This window comes from Streptomyces sp. CNH189 (assembly GCF_000527195.1).
In genome coordinates this window covers 208594-227939 of the sequence record NZ_AZUS01000012.1, presented here as the reverse complement: position 1 = coordinate 227939, position 19346 = coordinate 208594, and the positions used below count along the sequence as shown (strand labels likewise).

At 73.2% G+C, this 19346-nt stretch carries 17 protein-coding genes; 5 read left to right on the top strand and 12 right to left on the bottom strand.

The genetic code is table 11. From position 1 onward, the window contains the following. The first annotated feature begins 677 nt into the window (after nucleotides 1-677). Entirely contained in the window at nucleotides 678-1712 is a 1035-nt protein-coding gene (gene trpS / locus B100_RS0118400; RefSeq protein WP_024885900.1) for a tryptophan--tRNA ligase, read from the top strand. Here trpS and B100_RS0118395 read toward each other — a convergent pair. After that, entirely contained in the window at nucleotides 1643-2641 is a 999-nt protein-coding gene (locus B100_RS0118395; RefSeq protein ID WP_024885899.1) for a helix-turn-helix domain-containing protein, read from the bottom strand. The genes trpS and B100_RS0118395 overlap by 70 nt on opposite strands. 91 nt (nucleotides 2642-2732) lie before the next feature. On the opposite strand from B100_RS0118395, the gene B100_RS0118390 reads away from it, so the two are divergent. Further along, nucleotides 2733-3335 (top strand): cysteine hydrolase family protein, encoded by a 603-nt coding sequence (locus tag B100_RS0118390; protein WP_024885898.1) that lies wholly within the window; start codon nucleotides 2733-2735, stop codon nucleotides 3333-3335. A gap of 39 nt (nucleotides 3336-3374) precedes the next feature. Here the strand turns inward: B100_RS0118390 and proC are convergent, their stop codons facing one another. The 6 genes from proC to B100_RS0118360 form a co-directional block, all read right to left on the bottom strand. Then, complete coding sequence (gene proC / locus B100_RS0118385; protein ID WP_024885897.1) at nucleotides 3375-4187, bottom strand: pyrroline-5-carboxylate reductase; 813 nt, start codon at nucleotides 4185-4187, stop codon at nucleotides 3375-3377. Between the two features lie 317 nt (nucleotides 4188-4504). Continuing rightward, the gene (locus tag B100_RS0118380; RefSeq protein ID WP_024885896.1) at nucleotides 4505-5260 is read right to left on the bottom strand and encodes an ABC transporter permease; all 756 of its coding nucleotides are present in this window, start codon (nucleotides 5258-5260) and stop codon (nucleotides 4505-4507) included. Then, the gene (locus tag B100_RS0118375; protein ID WP_024885895.1) at nucleotides 5257-6057 is read right to left on the bottom strand and encodes an ABC transporter ATP-binding protein; all 801 of its coding nucleotides are present in this window, start codon (nucleotides 6055-6057) and stop codon (nucleotides 5257-5259) included. Before B100_RS0118375 ends, B100_RS0118380 begins: the two co-directional genes overlap by 4 nt. Nucleotides 6058-6089: 32 nt before the next feature. Then, nucleotides 6090-6875 carry a class I SAM-dependent methyltransferase gene (locus B100_RS0118370; protein WP_024885894.1) on the bottom strand — a complete coding sequence of 262 codons (786 nt, stop codon included), beginning with the start codon at nucleotides 6873-6875 and terminating at the stop codon, nucleotides 6090-6092. 40 nt (nucleotides 6876-6915) lie between these two features. After that, on the bottom strand, nucleotides 6916-7422 hold the full coding sequence (locus B100_RS0118365) for a hypothetical protein (protein ID WP_024885893.1): 507 nt from the start codon (nucleotides 7420-7422) through the stop codon (nucleotides 6916-6918). 90 nt (nucleotides 7423-7512) lie between these two features. Then, a complete protein-coding gene (locus tag B100_RS0118360; protein ID WP_024885892.1) occupies nucleotides 7513-7878 on the bottom strand; it encodes an SH3 domain-containing protein in 366 nt (121 codons plus the stop codon). A gap of 184 nt (nucleotides 7879-8062) precedes the next feature. Here B100_RS0118360 and B100_RS0118355 point away from each other — a divergent pair, with 184 nt between their 5' ends. Then, complete coding sequence (locus tag B100_RS0118355) at nucleotides 8063-10249, top strand: serine/threonine-protein kinase (RefSeq protein WP_024885891.1); 2187 nt, start codon at nucleotides 8063-8065, stop codon at nucleotides 10247-10249. Between the two features lie 34 nt (nucleotides 10250-10283). Here the strand turns inward: B100_RS0118355 and ilvD are convergent, their stop codons facing one another. From ilvD to B100_RS0118335, 4 genes are all read right to left on the bottom strand, one after another. Next, nucleotides 10284-12137: a dihydroxy-acid dehydratase gene (gene ilvD / locus B100_RS0118350; protein WP_024885890.1), complete on the bottom strand. Its 1854-nt coding sequence runs from the start codon at nucleotides 12135-12137 to the stop codon at nucleotides 10284-10286. A gap of 141 nt (nucleotides 12138-12278) precedes the next feature. Beyond that, entirely contained in the window at nucleotides 12279-12917 is a 639-nt protein-coding gene (locus B100_RS0118345; protein ID WP_024885889.1) for a TetR/AcrR family transcriptional regulator, read from the bottom strand. Beyond that, a complete protein-coding gene (locus B100_RS0118340) occupies nucleotides 12914-13759 on the bottom strand; it encodes a sugar phosphate isomerase/epimerase family protein (protein ID WP_024885888.1) in 846 nt (281 codons plus the stop codon). The genes B100_RS0118345 and B100_RS0118340 overlap by 4 nt, the downstream gene beginning before the upstream one ends. Before the next feature lie 124 nt (nucleotides 13760-13883). Then, nucleotides 13884-14816: a Ppx/GppA phosphatase family protein gene (locus B100_RS0118335; protein WP_024885887.1), complete on the bottom strand. Its 933-nt coding sequence runs from the start codon at nucleotides 14814-14816 to the stop codon at nucleotides 13884-13886. Between the two features lie 95 nt (nucleotides 14817-14911). Between B100_RS0118335 and B100_RS0118330 the strand changes: the two genes are divergently transcribed. Next, nucleotides 14912-15784, top strand: coding sequence for a DUF3109 family protein (locus tag B100_RS0118330; protein WP_024885886.1), 873 nt, complete (start codon nucleotides 14912-14914; stop codon nucleotides 15782-15784). Nucleotides 15785-15887: 103 nt separating this feature from the next. Here B100_RS0118330 and B100_RS0118325 read toward each other — a convergent pair whose 3' ends face one another. After that, nucleotides 15888-17690, bottom strand: a complete 1803-nt coding sequence (locus B100_RS0118325) for a BACON domain-containing protein (RefSeq protein ID WP_024885885.1) — start codon at nucleotides 17688-17690, stop codon at nucleotides 15888-15890. A gap of 207 nt (nucleotides 17691-17897) precedes the next feature. Here B100_RS0118325 and radA point away from each other — a divergent pair, with 207 nt between their 5' ends. Then, a complete protein-coding gene (radA, locus tag B100_RS0118320) occupies nucleotides 17898-19310 on the top strand; it encodes a DNA repair protein RadA (protein ID WP_024885884.1) in 1413 nt (470 codons plus the stop codon). Nucleotides 19311-19346: the final 36 nt, after the last annotated feature.

The following is a 19346-nucleotide window of genomic DNA, read 5'->3' as shown; positions in this document are numbered from 1 at the left end:
ACGCTGTTGAGTTCTCAAGGAACGGACGCTTCCTTTGTACTCACCCTCTCGGGCTTTCCTCCGGGCGCTTCCCTTCGGTCTTGCGTTTCCGACTCTATCAGATCTTTCCGATCCGATTTCCTCGGTGCTTTCCAGGCCTGCGCTTTCGCGCTTTCCCTTTCCGGCGGTTCCGACTTTATCAGATCCAGTTTCTCGCTCTGACCCCCAGTCAGCGGGGCTTGTCTTCCCGGCCCTTGGGCCGTTCCGACGAGGTGAGACTTTAGCGGATTCCCGGCCCCCGACCTAATCGGGGTCCTGCTCCCTTTCGGGTGCGGATTCCTCATTCCGAACACACACACGACGACGGCGCGCCGGCAGACGGACTGCTGACGTGCATCAGTAGTGGTGGTGCGGGATGGCTGTCCGGGGCCGACCGGAGTCGGTGCTCACGTCGGACAACTCGGAGAACACTACGGATCCCCCGGATGCGTGTCAACTCGCTGCGGGGCCCCACCCCCGGGGCGTAACCTCGTGTGCATGACGACGCATACGCACAGCCAGTCCTGGCGGGCCGCCTGACGGCGGCCGTCCTGCGTGTGCACTCATCGGCCGCCGCTTCGGCGGCCGTTTTGTTTCTCCCTCCGTGACTCCGAGGGGCGGCCGCACGGGCGGTGGCCTCGACAGGAGAGGGAGAAGAGATGACTCGGGTCTTCAGTGGCATCAAGCCGACCGGACATCTGACGCTGGGGAACTACCTGGGGGCCATGCGGCAGTGGGCCACCGTCGACCAGCACCGGTCGGACGCGTTGTTCTGCATCGTCGACCTGCACGCGCTGACCGTGGACCACGATCCGGCGCGGGTGCGCCGGCTGAGCAGGCAGGCGGCCACCCTCCTGCTGGCGTCCGGACTGGACCCCGAACTGTGCACGGTGTTCGTGCAGAGCCATGTCGATGAGCACGCGCGTCTGTCGTACCTGCTGGAGTGCGTGGCCACGGACGGCGAGATGCGCCGGATGATCCAGTACAAGGAGAAGGCGGCGCGCGAGCAGCGGCGCGGCGGGAGCGTACGGCTGTCGCTGCTGACGTATCCGGTGCTGATGGCGGCGGACATCCTGGCGTACGGGACGGACGAGGTGCCGGTCGGGAACGACCAGACGCAGCACGTGGAGCTGGCGCGGGATCTGGCGGTGCGGTTCAACCAGCGGTACGGGCACACCTTCGTCGTGCCGCGGGCCACGAGCCCGGCGGTGGCGGCGCGGGTGATGAATCTTCAGGACCCCGGTTCGAAGATGGGCAAGAGCGACGACTCCGGGCCGGGGATCGTCTACCTGCTGGACGAGCCCGACGTGGTGCGGAAGAAGGTCATGCGGGCCGTGACCGACAGCGGCAGCGAGGTGGTCTACGACCGGGAGTCGCGGCCGGGGCTCGCCAACCTGCTGGAGATCCTGGCCGCGTGCACGGGCGGCGATCCCGAGCGGCTGGCCGATGCGTACGACGGGTACGGGGCGCTGAAGAGAGACACGGCGGACGCCGTGATCGAGGTGCTGCGGCCGTTGCGGGAGCGGCATCAGGAGCTGTGTGCCGATCCCGGTCACGTGGAGGGTGTGCTGCGGGAGGGTGCGGCGCGGGCGCGGGGCATGGCCCGGCCGACCGTGGACGCCGCCTACCGGGCGATCGGCCTGTTGCCCGCGGAGTCCGAGGTCGGGACGGTGGCGCTGAACGCGGTCCGGTAGGCGCGTGGGCTGGTGGCGAGGCGCGATGCGAAGTGCTGGCGCATCGTGACCTCGCTGCCGAAGCCGGCGCGGCGGGCGACCTCGGGCATGGGGAGGTCGGTGCGTTCGAGGAGGCGCTGGGCCGCGGCGACGCGCTGGTCGAGGAGCCAGCGCAGCGGGGAGGTGCCGGTCGCGGCGGTGAAGTGGCGGGCGAAGGTGCGCGGGGCCATGCCGGCGCGGGCGGCCAGGTCGGTGACGGTGAGCGGTTCGTGGAGGCGGCGCAGGGCGTACTCGCGTACGGCGGCGAGGGTGTCCGCGTCGCGGTCGGCGCGCGGGGTGGGCTGCTCGATGAACTGGGCCTGGGTGCCGGTGCGGAAGGGGGCCGTGACCATGGAGCGGGCGACGGTGGCGGCGGCCTCGGCGCCGTGGGCGACCCGGACCAGATGGAGGCAGAGGTCGATGCCGGCGGCGGTGCCGGCCGACGTCCACAGGTTGCCGTCCTCGATGAACAGCGCGTCGGGTTCGACGGTGATCCGCGGGTGGCGGGCCTGGAGGCGGGGAGCGAGGTGCCAGTGGGTGACGGCACGGCGGCCGTCGAGGAGCCCGGCCCGGGCGAGGACGAAGGCGCCGGCGCAGAGGGCGGCGATCGGGGTGCCGGCGTGGTGGGCGCGGCGCAGGGCGTCGAGGACGGGTTCGGCGACGGGCGTCTCGTGGTCGACCAGCCCCGGCACGACGATCAGGTCGGCCTCCTCCAGCCAGTCGAGGGGACGGTCCGGGGTGAGGGTGAGGCCGCCCGGCATGGGGACGGGGCCGCCGGGGGCGGTGGCGGCGCGGCGCAGTTCGAAGGGCGGGACGCCGGGGAGGGTGCGTTCGCTGCCCCAGACCTCGGTGATGACGGAGACGTCGAAGGCGCGGATGCCGGGGAACGCGAGGAGGGCGATGCGCTGCATGGCCCCATCATGGCAGTGATGGCAGGAAGCCATCGATGCTCAGCGTTCCTGCCACTGTTGTGCGGGGTGGGCGGGCGGCAGCATCGGGGACATGGAGAAGAAGACACAGCTCGAGGTCGCGGGGAACGCCGCGCTGGTCGTCGTCGACGTGCAGAAGGGGTTCGAGGACCCGTTCTGGGGGCGGCGGAACAACCCGGAGGCGGAAGCGAACATCGCCGCGCTCGTCGACGCGTGGCAGGAGACCGGGCGCCCGGTGGTGTTCGTACGCCACGACTCGCCCGCGGGGTCGCGGTCACCGCTGCGGGTGGGGCACGTGGGCAACGACTTCAAGGACTTCGTCGAGGAGCGGCGGGGCAAGGGGTCGGGGCCCGAGGCGCTGGTGACGAAGTCGGTGAACTCGGCCTTCTACGGCGAGCCGGATCTCGACGGCTGGCTGAAGGGCGCCGGGGTGCGGCAGCTCGTGATCGCCGGCATCCAGACGAACATGTGCAACGAGACGACGGCCCGCATGGGCGGGAACCTCGGCTACGACGTGCTGTTCCCGCTGGACGCCATGCACACCTTCGACCTGGCCGGGCCGTTCGGCTGGACGGCGACCGCGGACGAGCTGACACGGGCGACGGCGGTGTCGCTGCACGGCGGGCGGTTCGCGCGGGTGGTGACGACCGGGGACGTGGTGGCCGCGGCGCGGTGACGCACGCGGGCCGCGGCCGGGGGGCCGCGGCCCGGCGGGTCAGCCGTTGTTGCCGGAGGCCAGTTCGCGGCTGCGGTCGCGGGCGGCTTCGAGGGCGGCGATGAGGGCCGCGCGGACGCCGTGGTTCTCCAGCTCGCGGATGGCGTTGATGGTGGTGCCGGCCGGGGACGTCACGTTCTCGCGCAGTTTGACGGGGTGCTCACCGCTGTCGCGGAGCATCGTCGCGGCGCCGATCGCGGACTGGACGATCAGGTCGTGCGCCTTGTCGCGGGGCAGGCCGAGCAGGATGCCGGCGTCCGTCATGGCCTCGACCAGGTAGAAGAAGTACGCCGGGCCGGAGCCGGAGAGCGCCGTGCAGGCGTCCTGCTGGGACTCGGGGACGCGGAGGGTCTTGCCGACGGCGCCGAAGATCTCCTCGGCGTGGGCGAGGTGGCCGGCGGTCGCGTGGCGTCCGCCGGAGATGACCGACATGGCCTCGTCGACGAGGGCGGGCGTGTTGGTCATGACCCGGACGACGGGGGTGCCGGCGGTGAGGCGCTCCTCGAAGAACGCGGTCGGAATGCCGGCGGCGCCGCTGATGACCAGGCGGTCGGCGGGGACGTGCGGGGCGAGCTCGTCGAGGAGGGTGCCCATGTCCTGCGGCTTGACCGTGAGGATCAGGGTGTCGGCGGTCTTGGCGGCTTCCTGGTTGGTGACCGGGGTGACGCCGTGACGGGCGCGGAGCTCGTCGGCGCGCTCCTGGCGGCGGGCGGTGACCAGGAGGTCGGCGGGGGCCCAGCCGGCGCGGATCATTCCGCTGAGCAGGGCTTCGCCGATCTTGCCGGTGCCGAGGACTGCGACTTTCTGGGTCATGGCTGGGGGTGCCCTCCGGGGGTGGGTCGTCCTGGGGGTGATTGTCCCATCCGGGGGCTGGGGGTGCGGTTGTCCGGTGGGCGGACGGGGGCTGGGGGTGCGGGGTGTCGTGGGGCGGGGGTGTCGTGGGGTGCGGTCGGGTGGGTCGCCCCCGCCGCCCCTTCCCGTCCCGTCCCTGGGGCTGCGCCCCAGACCCCCTTTCGGTCCTGGCGGGCCTCGTCCTCAAACGCCGGACGGGCTGGGACGGGGAACTCGTCCTCAAGCGCCGGACGGGCTGGGACGCGGGCCTCGTCCTCAAACGCCGGACGGGCTGAGGGTTACACCGTGCGGCGTTTCAGCGTGGCCGCGCCCAGGGTCAGGACCAGGAGGGCGACGGCCGCGACGATCGTGATGTCGCGGAGGAAGGCGGTCGTCAGGTCGGTGTGGTGGAGGACCTCGTTCATGCCGTCCACGGCGTAGGACATGGGGAGGACGTCGGAGACGGCCTCCAGGACCGGGTGCATGGCGTCGCGCGGGGTGAACAGGCCGCAGAGGAGGAGCTGGGGGAAGATCACCGCCGGCATGAACTGGACGGCCTGGAACTCGGACGCGGCGAAGGCCGAGACGAACAGACCGAGGGCGGTGCCGAGGAGCGCGTCGAGCAGTGCGACCAGGAGCAGCAGCCAGGGGCTGCCGGTGACGTCGAGGTCCAGCACCCACACGGCGAGGCCGGTGGCGAGGACCGACTGGACGACGGCGACGGCGCCGAAGGCCAGGGCGTACCCGGCGATGAGGTCGGCCTTGCCCAGCGGCATGGCGAGCAGGCGTTCCAGCGTGCCCGAGGTGCGTTCGCGCAGGGTGGCGATCGACGTGACCAGGAACATCGTGATGAGCGGGAAGATCCCGAGCAGGGAGGCGCCGATGGTGTCGAAGGTGCGGGCGCTGCCGTCGAAGACGTAGCGGAGCAGGAACAGCATCACGCACGGGACGAGGATCATCAGCGCGATGGTGCGCGGGTCGTGGCGGAGCTGGCGCAGGACCCGGGCCGCGGTGGCGGTGGTGCGGGACGGGCTCAGGGTGCCGGTGGCGGTCATCGGGTGGTCTCCGGGGTCTGCTGGGTGCGTCCGGCGGCGGCCGCCTCGTCGACCAGGCGGAGGAACGCGGTCTCGACGGTGTCGGCGCCGGTGCGGGTGCGCAGGGCGTCGGGGGTGCCGTCGGCGAGGACCTCGCCGGCGCGCATGAGCAGCAGCTGGTGGCAGCGCTCGGCCTCGTCCATCACGTGGGAGGAGACGAGGAGGGTGGCGCCGCGCTCGGCGGCGAGGGTGTGGAAGAGCTGCCAGAGGTCGCGGCGCAGTACGGGGTCCAGGCCGACGGTGGGTTCGTCGAGGACCAGGAGCTCGGGGGCGCCGAGGAGGGCCACGGCGAGGGAGACCCGGCTGCGCTGGCCGCCGGAGAGGGTGCCGGCGAGGGCGTCGGCGTGGCTGGTGAGGTCGACGTCGGCGATCGCGCGGGTGACGTGTTCGTGGCGGCGGTCGGCGGCGGCCCGGCCGGGGTCGAGGATCGCGGCGAAGTAGTCGAGGTTCTGGCGGACGGTCAGGTCGTCGTAGACGGACGGGGCCTGGGTGACGTAGCCGATGCGGGTGCGCAGGGCGGGGTGCCCCGCGGGGCGGCCGAGGACGTCGAGGATGCCGGTGACCTTGGCCTGGGTGCCGACGACGGCCCGCATCAGGGTCGACTTCCCGCAGCCGGAGGGGCCGAGGAGTCCGGTGATCCGGCCGCGCGGGACGGTGAAGCCGAGGCCCCGCAGGACGGTGCGGGAGCCCCGGACGACGGTGAGGTCCTGGGCGCGCACGGCCGGTTCCTCCGGTGACGGGGAGGAGTAATTCATCATGCGATGAATAGTGCTCCCGGGGGGTGGGCGCGTCAAGCGTCCGTGGGCGTGGAGGCGAGGAGCAGGACGACGTCGTAGGTCTCCTCGACGATGCCGTCCGGGAAGACGTCCAGGACGTGCGCCCGCTCCTCGGCGAGGAAGGCGGCGGTGCGTTCCGCGCTCTGGACGAGGAAGAGGGAGTGGCTGCCGAGGTTGGCGAGGTGGGCGTCGACCGGGACGCGGCGGCTCCAGCGGACGGTGCTGCGCCAAAAGCGCAGGCGGCCGGAGGGGTCGGCGGTACGGGCGTCCAGGTCACGCTCGGCGGAGAGGTCCCGGCCGAGGTGGCGACCGGCCCGGGCGGACGCCTCGGCGATCCACGGCACGTCGACGGCGCTGGTGTTCCACCACAGCGCGAGGGCGCCCCCGGGGCGCAGCACCCGTACCGCCTCCGGGACGGCGCGGGCCGGGTCGGTCCAGTGCCAGGACTGGGCGTAGGTGATCAGGTCGGCGCTGTGGCCGGCGAGGGGGAGGGCGTTGCCGTCGCCGCGGACGACCGGCACGCCGGGGAGGGCGCGGCGGAACTCGGCCGCCATGCCGGCGCCGGGCTCCACGGCGATCACGTCGGCGCCGCGCGCGAGGAGACGGGCCGTGGCCATGCCCGTACCGGCCCCCACGTCCGCCACCCGGGCGCCGGCCAGGGGGCGGCCGGTCAGCTCCTCGATCGTGTCGAACAGCGCGGGCGGATAGGAGGGGCGGTGGGCGGCGTACTGCGCGGCCGCGGCGTTGAAGGAGTGGGCTCGGGTGGTGTGCGTGACCTTGTCGGCGCCGGGTGTCGTCATACGGCCATGGTGGCCGCGCGACGGTCCGCGGGGGCGTGGTTCAGGAGCGGCGGCGCTTCTTGGAGGGGTTGCCCGAGCGGCGGGTGACGCGCCGGTCGTACTCCTCGCGGGCCTGCGCGTACTCGGCGCGGTGCAGCTTCTCGCCGGGGGCCTCGGTAAGGGAGCGGAAGAAGTAGGCGAGGAGCGAGCCGATGAACCCGATGGTCAGCAGGCCGCGCAGGGTCGCCTGGCGGTCGGGGTCCGGGCGGGTGGAGAAGGCGGACCAGGTGTGGCGGAAGGCGAGCGCGCTGCAGATCGCGAACATCACGACGACGAGGAGCGAGACGAAGTTGCCGACCTCGGCGATCTGGAGGCCGTCGTAGGCGAAGCGCAGCGCGAAGCAGGCGGCGGCCGCGGCGACCAGGGAGCCGGCGGCGACACCGACGCGGCGGGCGGCGTACCCGCCGGAGTGGTCGACCCAGGTGGTCCCGAAGAACCGGATGGGTTCGGGCTGCGGCCCGGCGGGGGTGGCGGCGACGCCGTTCGTGGGGTTCTCTTCTGCGCTCACGGGTCGATTGTGACTCCTCCCCCGCGTGGCCGCGGGAGCCCCCCGCCCCCACCCCGCCGGCCGGTGCCGGCGGGGTCCGGGCGGAAGGCCCTAGCAGCGAGGGGCGACGTACCCGTCGCTGCCGGTGAGGATGTAGGTGTCGGAGACGTACTGACCGTTGCCGATGTTGTCCCAGACGCTCGAGGTGCCGTACGGGCCCGTGACCCGGGTGCCCGACGTCTGGCAGTTGATCCGAACCCTGGCTCCCTCGGCCAGGACACGGACCACGGAGTAGCCGGTGCCGGGGCCGCTGCGGACGTTCAGCCGGTAGCCGGGCGCCACCGGGTAGGAACTCGCGAGCGCGGCCGCGGTGGTGCCGACAGCCCCGGCCGACCTCTCCTCCGCGCCCGCGACATCCGCGACGGCCCCTTCGGCGACGCCCCCGCCCGCGATGTCTCCGGTCTGCTCGACAGACATGGAAAAACCTCCCCCGTTGCACCCCACGACCGTCATGGGGTCCCGTTGATTCCCTACGGACCACTGATGAAACACCAGCTCCCCTTTCGTACAGGAAACGGGCACGCCGCAACTGTCCCGCACACACCATCGACTAGGCTCCGAGAACATCGCGCGCGCGAACGAACAGCACGGGGGTGGTTCCATGGCGCCGCAGGGGAACACCGGAGCGGATGCGGAAGCGGAACTTCCTGAGTACGCCGGTCACTACCGTCTGGAGTCCTGCCTCGGGTCCGGGGGCATGGGCGTGGTGCACCTGGCCCGCAGCACCTCCGGCATGCGGGTCGCGGTGAAGGTCGTACACGCCCGATACGCCAAGGACCCCGAGTTCAGGGGGCGTTTCCGGCAAGAGGTGGCCGCCGCGCGACGGGTGAGCGGAGCCTTCACGGCACCGGTCGTCGATGCCGATCCGGACGGCGGACGCCCTTGGATGGCCACCCTCTACATCCCCGGCCCGACGCTCTCCGAGCAGGTGAACCGGAACGGCCCCATGGACCCGGACCAGTCGCGTCGGCTGATGGCCGGGCTGGCCGAGGCGCTGCGCGACATCCACCGGGTCGGCGTCGTGCACCGGGATCTGAAGCCGAGCAACGTCCTGCTCGCCGACGACGGGCCGAAGGTCATCGACTTCGGGATCTCCCGGCCCACGGACAGCGAACTGCGCACCGAAACCGGGAAGTTGATCGGCACGCCGCCGTTCATGGCGCCCGAGCAGTTCCGGCGCCCGCGTGAAGTGGGGCCCGCCGCCGACATGTTCGCGCTCGGGTCGCTCATGGTGCACGCGACGACGGGGCGCGGCCCCTTCGACTCCGACAGCCCTTACGTCGTCGCCTACCAGGTCGTCCACGACGAGCCCGACCTGACGGGCGTACCGGAGTCCCTCGCGCCCCTGGTCCGGCGGTGTCTGGCCAAGGAGCCCGACGAACGGCCCACCCCGGACGAACTGATGCGGGAACTGCGCTCGGTGTCCGCCGCGTACGACACGCTGGTGTTCCTGCCGGCGCAACGGACGCGGGAGACGGGGGAGTCGACCGCGGCGGAGGAAGCGTCCGGCACACCGGAGACGCCCGGCGCGCGGGAGAAGGCCGACGTCCGGGCCGGGTCCGCCGGCGAGCCACCCGCGGACGCATCCGCGAAGCGGTCCGTGCGGCGTCCGGGACGGCGGGCCGCCCTGGTGGCCGGGGTGCTGTGTGTCGCCGTGCTCGGCGGGCTCGCCGCGCTCCAGGTGTTCGACGACACGGCACCGCCGCGCCGGACCACCACCGCGCAGAGCACGCCGGCCGGCTCCGGCGCGTGGGAGGTGGTGCCCGCCTCAAAGGACAGCGGTGTGCCCCAGTGCGTGCACGGGGCCGGGAAGCTGCTGTGCGCGGTGCCCGGTCTGGTCCTCGCCCTCGATCCGGCCGACGGCCGCACCGTGTGGCGGCACGAAATCGCCCCGGGGACGACGCGCAGCGAACCGCCGGCCCTGTCCGGCGGTCTCGTCCAGCCCTCCCTGGACCGGATCGGTGATCTGGAGGCGCTCGACCCGGCGACGGGCGAGCCGGTGTGGCGGAAGGACACCCCCGTCCACGACGGGGTGCGGGCGGTGGGCAGCACCGTCCTGCTGACCCGCGCCGACGGGATGGTCACGGGCGTGGACAGCGCCTCGGGCGAGACCATCTGGTCCCACCGGATCCCCGGCCAGGCGGTGCCCTTTTTCAGCGGATTCGACGAGGAGTCGGAGGAGCCGTCGGCGTACGCGGCGACGCTGTCCGCGGACGGGAGCACGACGCACGTCACCGCGGTCGACCCGGAGACCGGGGACGTACGGTGGGACGCGGAGCTTGAGGGGTCGCTGACGCCCGTGGGGGCCGCCGACGGGCACGTGTACCTCGTCGCCGACGGCATGGTCCAGGGGGACGCCGGTGCCGTCGTCCGGTTCACGCCCGGTACCGGCGACACCCGGCGGGTGCCGCTGCCCGTGGCGATCCCCGAGGCGCAGGCCGGCGTGCACGGCGACACCGTGTACCTCATGGGGACGGGCGGGTCGCTCGCGGCGGTCGACATGGCGGCCGGGAAGCAGCGGTGGCGGCTGGAGACCGGGGTGAGCTGGGGCTCGGTCCCCGCCTCCGACGGGCGGCACGTGTACGTCGCCGCCCCCGACGGACGGCTGCTCGGCGTCGACGCCCGCGAGGGCGATCTGCTCGGGCAGACCCGGCCGCGGCTCGGGCCCGTGCCCGACCGTGTCCCGGGGACACTGGCCGAGCCCGTCCTCGTGGGTGACCGTGTCTACGCCTCCGCCCCCGACGGCACCGTCTTCGCCGTCGACGCGCGCGACCCCGCCGCCTGGTGAGAGGCGGCGGGGTCGTGGCGGCGGCGCGGGGGCGTCAGCCGAGCTTGCTCACGTCGCGGACCGCGCCCTTGTCCGCGCTGGTCGCCATCGCCGCGTACGCCCGCAGGGCCGCCGAGACCTTGCGCTCGCGGTTCTTCGGGGCGTAGCGGCCGCCGAGGGCCTCCTCGCGGCGGACCAGCTCGGCGTCGTCCACCAGCAGCTCGATGGAGCGGCTCGGGATGTCGATGCGGATGCGGTCGCCGTCCTCGACCAGGGCGATGGTGCCGCCCGAGGCCGCCTCGGGGGAGGCGTGGCCGATGGACAGGCCCGAGGTGCCGCCGGAGAAACGGCCGTCGGTGATCAGCGCGCACGCCTTCCCGAGGCCGCGGCCCTTCAGGTACGAGGTCGGGTAGAGCATCTCCTGCATGCCGGGGCCGCCCTTGGGTCCCTCGTAGCGGATGACGACGACGTCGCCCTCCTTGACCTGCTGGGTGAGGATCTTCTGGACGGCCTCCTCCTGCGACTCGCAGACGACCGCCGGGCCCTCGAAGGTCCAGATGGACTCGTCGACGCCGGCCGTCTTGACGACGCAGCCGTCCACGGCGAGGTTGCCGCGCAGGACCGCGAGGCCGCCGTCCCGGGAGTAGGCGTGCTCGACGGAGCGGATGCAGCCGCCCTCGGCGTCCACGTCCAGGGAGTCCCAGCGCTCGGACTGGGAGAAGGCCTCGGCGGAGCGCTTGCAGCCGGGAGCCGCGTGCCAGAGTTCCACGGCCTCGGTGGACGGGGAGCCGGCCCGGATGTCCCAGGTCTTCAGCCAGTCGGCCAGGGACGGGCTGTGGACGGAGTGGACGTCCTCGTTGAGCAGGCCCGCGCGGTGCAGTTCGCCGAGGAGGGCCGGGATGCCGCCCGCCCGGTGCACGTCCTCCATGTAGTACGTGCGGTCCTTGGCGACGTTGGGCGCGACCTTCGCCAGGCAGGGGACGCGGCGCGAGAGGGCGTCCATCTCGGTGAGGCCGTAGGCGACCTCCGCCTCCTGGGCGGCGGCCAGCAGGTGCAGGATCGTGTTGGTGGAGCCGCCCATCGCGATGTCGAGCGCCATGGCGTTCTCGAAGGCCGCGGGGGTGGCGATGTTGCGGGGCAGGACCGAGTCGTCGTCCTGCTCGTAGTAGCGGCGGGCGAGGTCCAGGACCGTGTGGGCCGCGCGGACGTACAGGTCCTTGCGGGCCGTGTGGGTGGCGAGGACCGAGCCGTTGCCGGGCAGGGACAGGCCGATGGCCTCGGTCAGGCAGTTCATCGAGTTGGCGGTGAACATGCCCGAACAGGAGCCGCAGGTGGGGCAGGCGTTCTCCTCGATGCGGAGGATGTCCTCGTCGGAGATCTTGTCGTTGACCGCTTCCGACATCGCGTCGACCAGGTCGAGCGTGCGGACCGTGCCGTCGACGAGCGTGGCCCGGCCGGACTCCATCGGGCCGCCGGAGACGAAGACCGTGGGGATGTTCAGCCGCAGCGCGGCGTTGAGCATGCCCGGGGTGATCTTGTCGCAGTTGGAGATGCAGATCAGGGCGTCGGCGCAGTGGGCCTCGACCATGTACTCCACGCTGTCCGCGATCAGGTCGCGGGAGGGCAGCGAGTAGAGCATGCCGCCGTGGCCCATCGCGATGCCGTCGTCGACGGCGATGGTGTTGAACTCGCGCGGGATGCCGCCGGCCGCGACGACCGCCTCGCTGACGATCCGGCCGACCGGCGCGAGGTGGGTGTGGCCGGGGACGAACTCCGTGAAGCTGTTGGCGACCGCGATGATCGGCTTCCGGCCGATGTCCGCACCGGGTACACCGGAGGCGCGCATAAGGGCGCGGGCGCCCGCCATGTTGCGGCCGTGGGTGACTGTGCGGGACCTCAGCTCGGGCATCGTCGCTCGCTCCTTCAGACCTTCGGGGAGTCTCCGCCAGAGAGTTCTGACTGCACCGAGCGTACGCCGGTCATCCAGAGGGCGGGACGGGGTGTCCGGAATACGGGACGCGTGTCTCGGTGGACAGGGCGTCGGGAGGCGTCAGTCGCCGGTGAGGTGTCCCTGCACCACCGGGGCCACGCGCCGGACGATGTCCTCGGGGTCCGCCGAGGCGAGCGGCTCGACCCGGATCACGTACCGGATCATCGCGATCCCGACGAGCTGCGCGGCGGCGAGTTCGGCGCGCAGCTCCGCGTCCTGCCGGTCGAGCTGTCCGGCGATCCGGCGCAGCAGGTGGCTGGCGACGAGGCGGCGGAAGACGGCGGCCGCGGTGTCGTTGTTGACGGCGGAGCGGACGATCGCGAGCAGCGGGGCACGTGTGACGGGGCTCTCCCACAGGCCGATGATCATGCGGGTCATCCGCTCGCCCACCTCGTCGAGCGGACCTTCGAGCACCGCCTCCCGCTCGTCGAGCACCGGCCCGAAGGCGACCTCCACGGCGGCCTCGAAGACGCGCTCCTTGGTGCCGAAGTAGTGGTGCACCAGCGCCGAGTCCACCCCTGCGGTCTTGGCGATGCCCCGTACGGACGTCTTGTCGTACCCCCGTGCGGAGAACTCCTCGCGGGCGGCGTCGAGGATGCGGTCGCGGGTGCCGGCCGACTCGGTGCGCGGGGGGCGGCCGCGGCGCCGGGTGCCCGGCGAGGAGGCGGCCGGGCCGTCGCCCTCGGTGACGCCGGTCATCGCCGGGGCACCCGCAGGGCGGACGGGGAGGACGCGGAGGCGAGGTGGAGACGGGTGAAGGCCAGGGCCTCCGCCAGATCGGCCTCGCGTTCGGCGCTCGACATGGCGCGCCGGGTGTTGACCTCGATCACGACGTGCCCGTCGAAGCCGCCGGCCGCCAGCCGGTCCAGCACCTCGGCGCACGGCTGGTCGCCCCGTCCGGGCACCAGGTGCTCGTCCTTGGCGGAGCCCCGCCCGTCGGCCAGGTGCACGTGCCCCAGCCGGTCGCCCATCCGCTCGACCATCCCCAGGGTGTCGGTGCGGGAGGTGGAGGCGTGGCTGAGGTCGATCGTGAAGTGCCGGTAGTCCTCTTTGGTGACGTCCCAGTCGGGGGCGTAGGCGAGCATCTCGCGGTCGCGGTAGCGCCACGGGTACATGTTCTCCACGGCGAACCGCACGTCGGTCTCGTTCGCCATCCGCCAGACGCCGTCCACGAAGTCGCGGGCGTACTGCCGCTGCCAGCGGAAGGGCGGGTGGACGACGACCGTCGAGGCGCCGAGCTTCTCGGCGGCGGCCCGGGCCCGCTGGAGCTTGGTCCAGGGGTCGGTGGACCACACGCGCTGCGTGATCAGCAGGCACGGCGCGTGGATGGCGAGGATGGGGATGCGGTGGTAATCGCTGAGTCTGCGGAGGGCTTCGATGTCCTGGCTGACCGGATCGGTCCAGACCATCACCTCGACGCCGTCGTACCCGAGGCGCGCGGCGATCTCGAAGGCCGTCGCCGTCGACTCCGGGTAGACGGAGGCCGTCGACAGGGCGACCTTCGCATCCGGGATGCGGACTACGTCCCTTGCTTCTGCCACGAGCCACAGGTTACGGGGTGGGACGGGGGCGGTGCGGGGTGCTGCTTCGCCGTTGTGGCGTTTGCCATAGCGGCCCGCCTCCGCGGGACGGCCCGCCGGGCCTCCCCCATGGACGTGGCAGGGCCTACGCCTGGACCATGTGGTCCAGACGGCGGAGTATGACGCCCTCACGCAGGGCCCAGGGGCAGATCTCCAGGCGCTCGACGCCGAACAGGTCCATGGCCCCCTCGGCGACCATGGCCCCGGCGAGCAGCTGGCCCGCGCGGGCCTCGGACACGCCCGGCAGCTCGGCGCGTTCGGCGGCGGTCATCCCGGCCAGCCGCGGAACCCAGGCCTCCAGCGACTCGCGCTTCAGCTCGCGCTGGACGTACGGACCCTCGGCGGAGCCCGGGGCGCCGGCGAGCCGGGCGAGCTGCTTGAAGGTCTTGGAAGTGGCGACCACGTGGTCCGGCGCGCCGAACCGGCTGAACTCGCCGACCGTGCGCGCTATCCCGGTGCGGACGTGACGGCGCAGCGCGCGTACGTCCTCCGCCTCGGGCGGGTCCCCGGGCAGCCACCCGGCGGTGAGCCGGCCCGCGCCGAGCGGCAGCGACACGGCCGCGTCCGGTTCCTCGTCCAGCCCGTAGGCGATCTCCAGCGAGCCGCCGCCGATGTCGATGACGAGCAGCTTCCCCGACGACCAGCCGAACCAGCGGCGGGCGGCGAGGAAGGTGAGCTTGGCCTCCTCCTCACCGCTGAGCACCCGCAGTTCGACGCCGGTCTCCTCACGGACACGGCTGAGCACGTCGTCGGCGTTGCGGGCGTCACGCACCGCGGACGTCGCGAACGGCACGATCTCCTCCACGCCCTTGTCCTCGGCGGCCTGGAGCGCCTCGTGGACGACCGACACCAGCCGGTCGATGCCGTCGGGGCCGATCGATCCGTCGTCGTCGAGGAGCTGGGCGAGGCGCAGTTCGGCCTTGTGCGAGTGCGCGGGCAGCGGCCGCGCGCCGGGGTGGGCGTCGACCACCAGCAGATGCACCGTGTTCGAACCCACGTCGAGGACACCGAGTCTCATGTACGGAACGCTACTGCCCGACGCGCGCCGTGTTGCCCGGTTCGCCACGGCCGGACCGGTGCCGGAGCGGGGGGCGGGCGACTTACCCTGGACGAGTGCCAAAGACGAAAAAGGCGAAGGACGACAAGACGGACAAGAAGGCCAGGAAGGACAAGATGGCCGGATTGACCGGGGGTCCCTCGCGGATGCCAGCACCGCAGCCGCCGGGAGCGGCGCCGGTTGACGACGAGAAGGGCCTCGACTTCGCCCGCGCTTGGGTGGAATTTCCTGATCCCGCGGACGACGAGCAGGTCTTCCGCTGCGATCTGACATGGCTCACCTCTCGGTGGAACTGCATCTTCGGCAGCGGCTGCCAGGGCATCCAGGCCGGCCGCGCGGACGACGGGTGCTGCACCCTGGGTGCCCACTTCTCGGACGAGGACGACGAGAAGCGGGTCGCCGAGCATGTGGCGAGGCTCACACCGGACATCTGGCAGCACCACGCGGAGGGCACCAGGAACGGCTGGGTCTCCGAGGACGAGGACGGCGAGCGCCAGACGCGCCCGTTCCAGGGGTCGTGCATCTTCCAGAACCGTCCGGGCTTCGAGGGCGGTATGGGCTGCTCGCTGCACATCCTCGCCCTCAAGGAGGGCCGCGAGCCGCTGGAGACCAAGCCGGACGTCTGCTGGCAGCTCCCGGTCCGGCGTACGTACGACTGGATCGACCGGCCGGACGACACGCGCGTACTGCAGGTGTCGATCGGTGAGTACGACCGGCGCGGCTGGGGTCCCGGCGGCCACGACCTGCACTGGTGGTGCACCTCGGCCACCTCGGCGCACGGCGCGGGCGACCCGGTGTACGTCTCCTACCGCCCGGAGCTGATCGAGCTGATGGGCAAGGCCGGGTACGACCGCCTGGTCGAGCTGTGCGAGGAGCGGCTGGCGTCGCAACTGCCGCTGCTGGCGCCGCATCCGGCGGACCCCGCCTGACACGACGGCCGGCCGGCTCGGACGCCCGTCTCCTCCCCGCAGCGTGGGAAGGGGGCGGGCGTCCGCGCGTCGCCGGTCCATGTGACGGGCGGTCCGCGTGGTGTCAGGACGTGCCCGGGTCCGGGGTGCCCGTGCCGGCCGGGGCGGAGTCGTCCGGGGTGGGGGATCCGGGTGTGGTGGAGCCCGGATCGCCCGGCACGGAATCACCGGGTCCCGGGTCGCCCGTGGAGGGCTCGGGGTCGGGGTCCTGGGAGGACGGGGGGTCGGTCGGGGTGGGGTCCGAGGGTGTCGGTGTGGTGGGCGTGGGGTCCGGGTCGGAGGACGACGGAGGAGGACTGCCCGGGGTGCTGGGAGAGCCCGGCGTGCCCGAGGGGGAGCCCTCGACCGGGGCGGACGGGGCGGGGCCGTATCCCTCGATGGACACGACGGAACCCGCCGGGGAGACCGCCACCGTGGCCCTCCAGTGGCCGGACGGCTCGCGCAGCTGATCGACGTACACCCTGATCGTCACCGACTCGCCGGGGGCGAGTGTCCCCGAGGACCGGCTCAGGTACAGCCAGGACGCGCCCGTCGACGCGGACCAGCGGACCGGGCCCGCGCCCTTCGCGGTCAGGGTGATCAGCGTGGTGTCGCCGCGGTGGGCGGCCGTCACGCCCATCACGGCGGCGCCCTCGCGTCCGGCGCCGGCGACCTCGACGACCTCCACGGACACGTCCGGCGCGCCGTCCGCGCCGAAGCCGGTGGTGCCGGGCCGGGGCGCGGCGTTGCCGGCGTTCTCGTAGCCCGCGCCGCCGTCGCGGGCGTCGAAGTCGACGGTGCCGTCCTCCCGCGCGGAGGCCGCGCCGCCGTCCGTCCCCTCACCCACCGGGGTGCCCCGGTACGCGGCCCACAGCGCGAGCACGGGCGCGGCGACGACCGTGGCGACGACGGTCGTGGTGACGGCACGCGAGCGCAGCCGGTCCCGGCGGGCCACCCGGTCCTTGGGGTCCACGGGGAAGCCGCGCCGGTCGAAGCGGGGCGCGGTGCCGCGCACGCGGGGGTGGTGCGCGAGAGCGGTGACGAGGGCGGCGTCCGGCACGGGCAGGACGGGCAGGGCGTCCGGCGTGACGCTGGTGCCGGGCCACCGGCCCGGGACGGCCCGCTCGGCGGTACGCCGGCAGCGCGGGCAGTCGTCGACGTGGCGCACGAGCTCGCGGCGCAGCGTCGTACCGAGCACCAGCCCCTGCTCGCCGGTGAGATGCGCCACGCCCGGACAGGCGCCGGTCTCCACGACGGCGAGCGCCGCGCGGGTGCGCTCCACCTCACAGGCCGCGGTGGCGAGCAGCTCGCGCGCCGCGGCCGGTGCCATGCCCAGCACGGCGGCGACCTCGTGGGCGGCGAGGTGGTGGCGGACCGCGAGCTCCAGGGCCTCGCGCTGCTCCGGCGTGGTGCCGGCGGCCTCCGGCCAGGCCAGGGCGGCCAGTTCGCGCCGGCGTCGCTCCTGGACCTCGGCGGACACGGCCGGGGCGGGGGCGCTCCCCGCGGCTGCCTTGGACACGCGCTGCCTGCGGCCCCCGGCGTGGGAGGCCTGACGTCTCTGCCTGGCCTCGGCGAGCTTGCGCAGGCAGGCCCAGCGGGCCAGGGCGTACAACCAGGCCCGGCGGCTGCCGAGCTCCTCCGGGACGTGCCGGTCGCGGCGTTCCGCGAGGTGCAGCGCGTCGGCCAGGGCCGCGGTCGCCGCGTCGTGGTCGCACAGGACGGACAGGCAGTAGGTGAACAGGCCGTCGAGGTGCGGCGTGTAGCGGGCGGCCGGCCGCTGCGCCAGCGTGCGCGCGGCCGCGTGGTCGCGCGCCTCGCGGGGGGTCCGGTGTGTTCCGGTCGTACGGGTGGACGTACGGGTCGAGGTCTCCGGGCCGCTGCTCGTCATTCGGCGACCGTAGGGGGCGCGGGGCGGCGCCTTCCGGTGCCCTGCGCACTTTTAATCCGTACGGGTGAAACGATCCCTCAATCCGGGGACGGGCCGGGGACAGGAACCTTTCCCCGGCCCCTGAGCGGCCAGGACGCCCCCGGCCCCCGCTTCCTCCGGCGGGCGGGCCCGGGGCCCGTTGTCGGAGGGGGCCGTTACCTTGGGCGCATGGCTGCCCGTACCAAGACCTCCAAGGACCGTCCGTCCTACCGCTGCACCGAGTGCGGGTGGCAGACGGCCAAGTGGCTCGGCCGCTGCCCCGAGTGCCAGGCCTGGGGGACGGTCGAGGAGTACGGCTCGGCGCCCGCCGTCCGGACGACCGCGCCGGGCCGGGTCACCACGTCCGCGCTGCCCATCGGCCAGGTCGACGGCCGCCAGGCCACCGCCCGCTCCACCGGCGTGCCCGAGCTGGACCGGGTGCTGGGCGGCGGCCTGGTCCCCGGCGCCGTGGTGCTGGTGGCCGGCGAGCCGGGCGTCGGCAAGTCCACGCTGCTGCTGGACGTCGCCGCCAAGTCGGCGAGCGACGAGCACCGCACCCTGTACGTCACGGGCGAGGAGTCGGCGAGCCAGGTGCGGCTGCGCGCCGACCGCATCCACGCCATCGACGACCACCTGTACCTCGCCGCCGAGACGGATCTGTCCGCCGTGCTCGGCCACTTGGACGCGGTGAAGCCGTCGCTGCTGATCCTGGACTCGGTGCAGACGGTGGCGTCCCCGGAGATCGACGGCGCCCCGGGCGGCATGGCGCAGGTGCGCGAGGTCGCGGGCGCCCTCATCCGGGCGTCCAAGGAGCGCGGGATGTCCACGCTGCTCGTGGGCCATGTCACCAAGGACGGCGCCATCGCGGGCCCACGCCTGCTGGAGCACCTGGTGGACGTCGTCCTGCACTTCGAGGGCGACCGGCACGCGCGCCTGCGCCTGGTCCGCGGCGTCAAGAACCGCTACGGCACGACCGACGAGGTCGGCTGCTTCGAACTGCACGACGAGGGCATCACGGGCCTCGCGGACCCGAGCGGACTTTTTCTGACACGTCGCGCCGAACCGGTCCCGGGCACCTGCCTGACCGTCACCCTGGAGGGCCGCCGCCCCCTGGTCGCCGAGGTGCAGGCGCTCACCGTGGACTCGCAGATCCCCTCCCCCCGCCGCACCACCTCCGGCCTGGAGACCTCCCGGGTGTCGATGATGCTGGCGGTGCTTGAACAGCGCGGGCGCATCAGCGCCTTGGGCAAAAGGGACATCTACTCCGCGACGGTGGGCGGGGTGAAGCTGTCGGAGCCTGCCGCGGACCTGGCCGTGGCGCTCGCGCTGGCCTCGGCGGCGAGCGACACCCCGCTGCCGAAGAACCTCGTGGCGATCGGCGAGGTCGGCCTCGCGGGCGAGGTGAGACGGGTCACGGGAGTTCAGCGCAGGCTCGCCGAGGCGCACCGCCTGGGCTTCACGCACGCCCTGGTGCCGGGCGACCCGGGCAAGGTCCCGGCGGGCATGAAGGTTCTGGAAGTGGCGGACATAGGGGACGCGCTGCGGGTCCTTCCCCGCTCCCGTCGGCGAGAGGCCCCACGGGAGTCGGAGGACCGCCGGTAGACTTTGCCCAGGTCTCGCCCGTCCGTACGAAGCGCG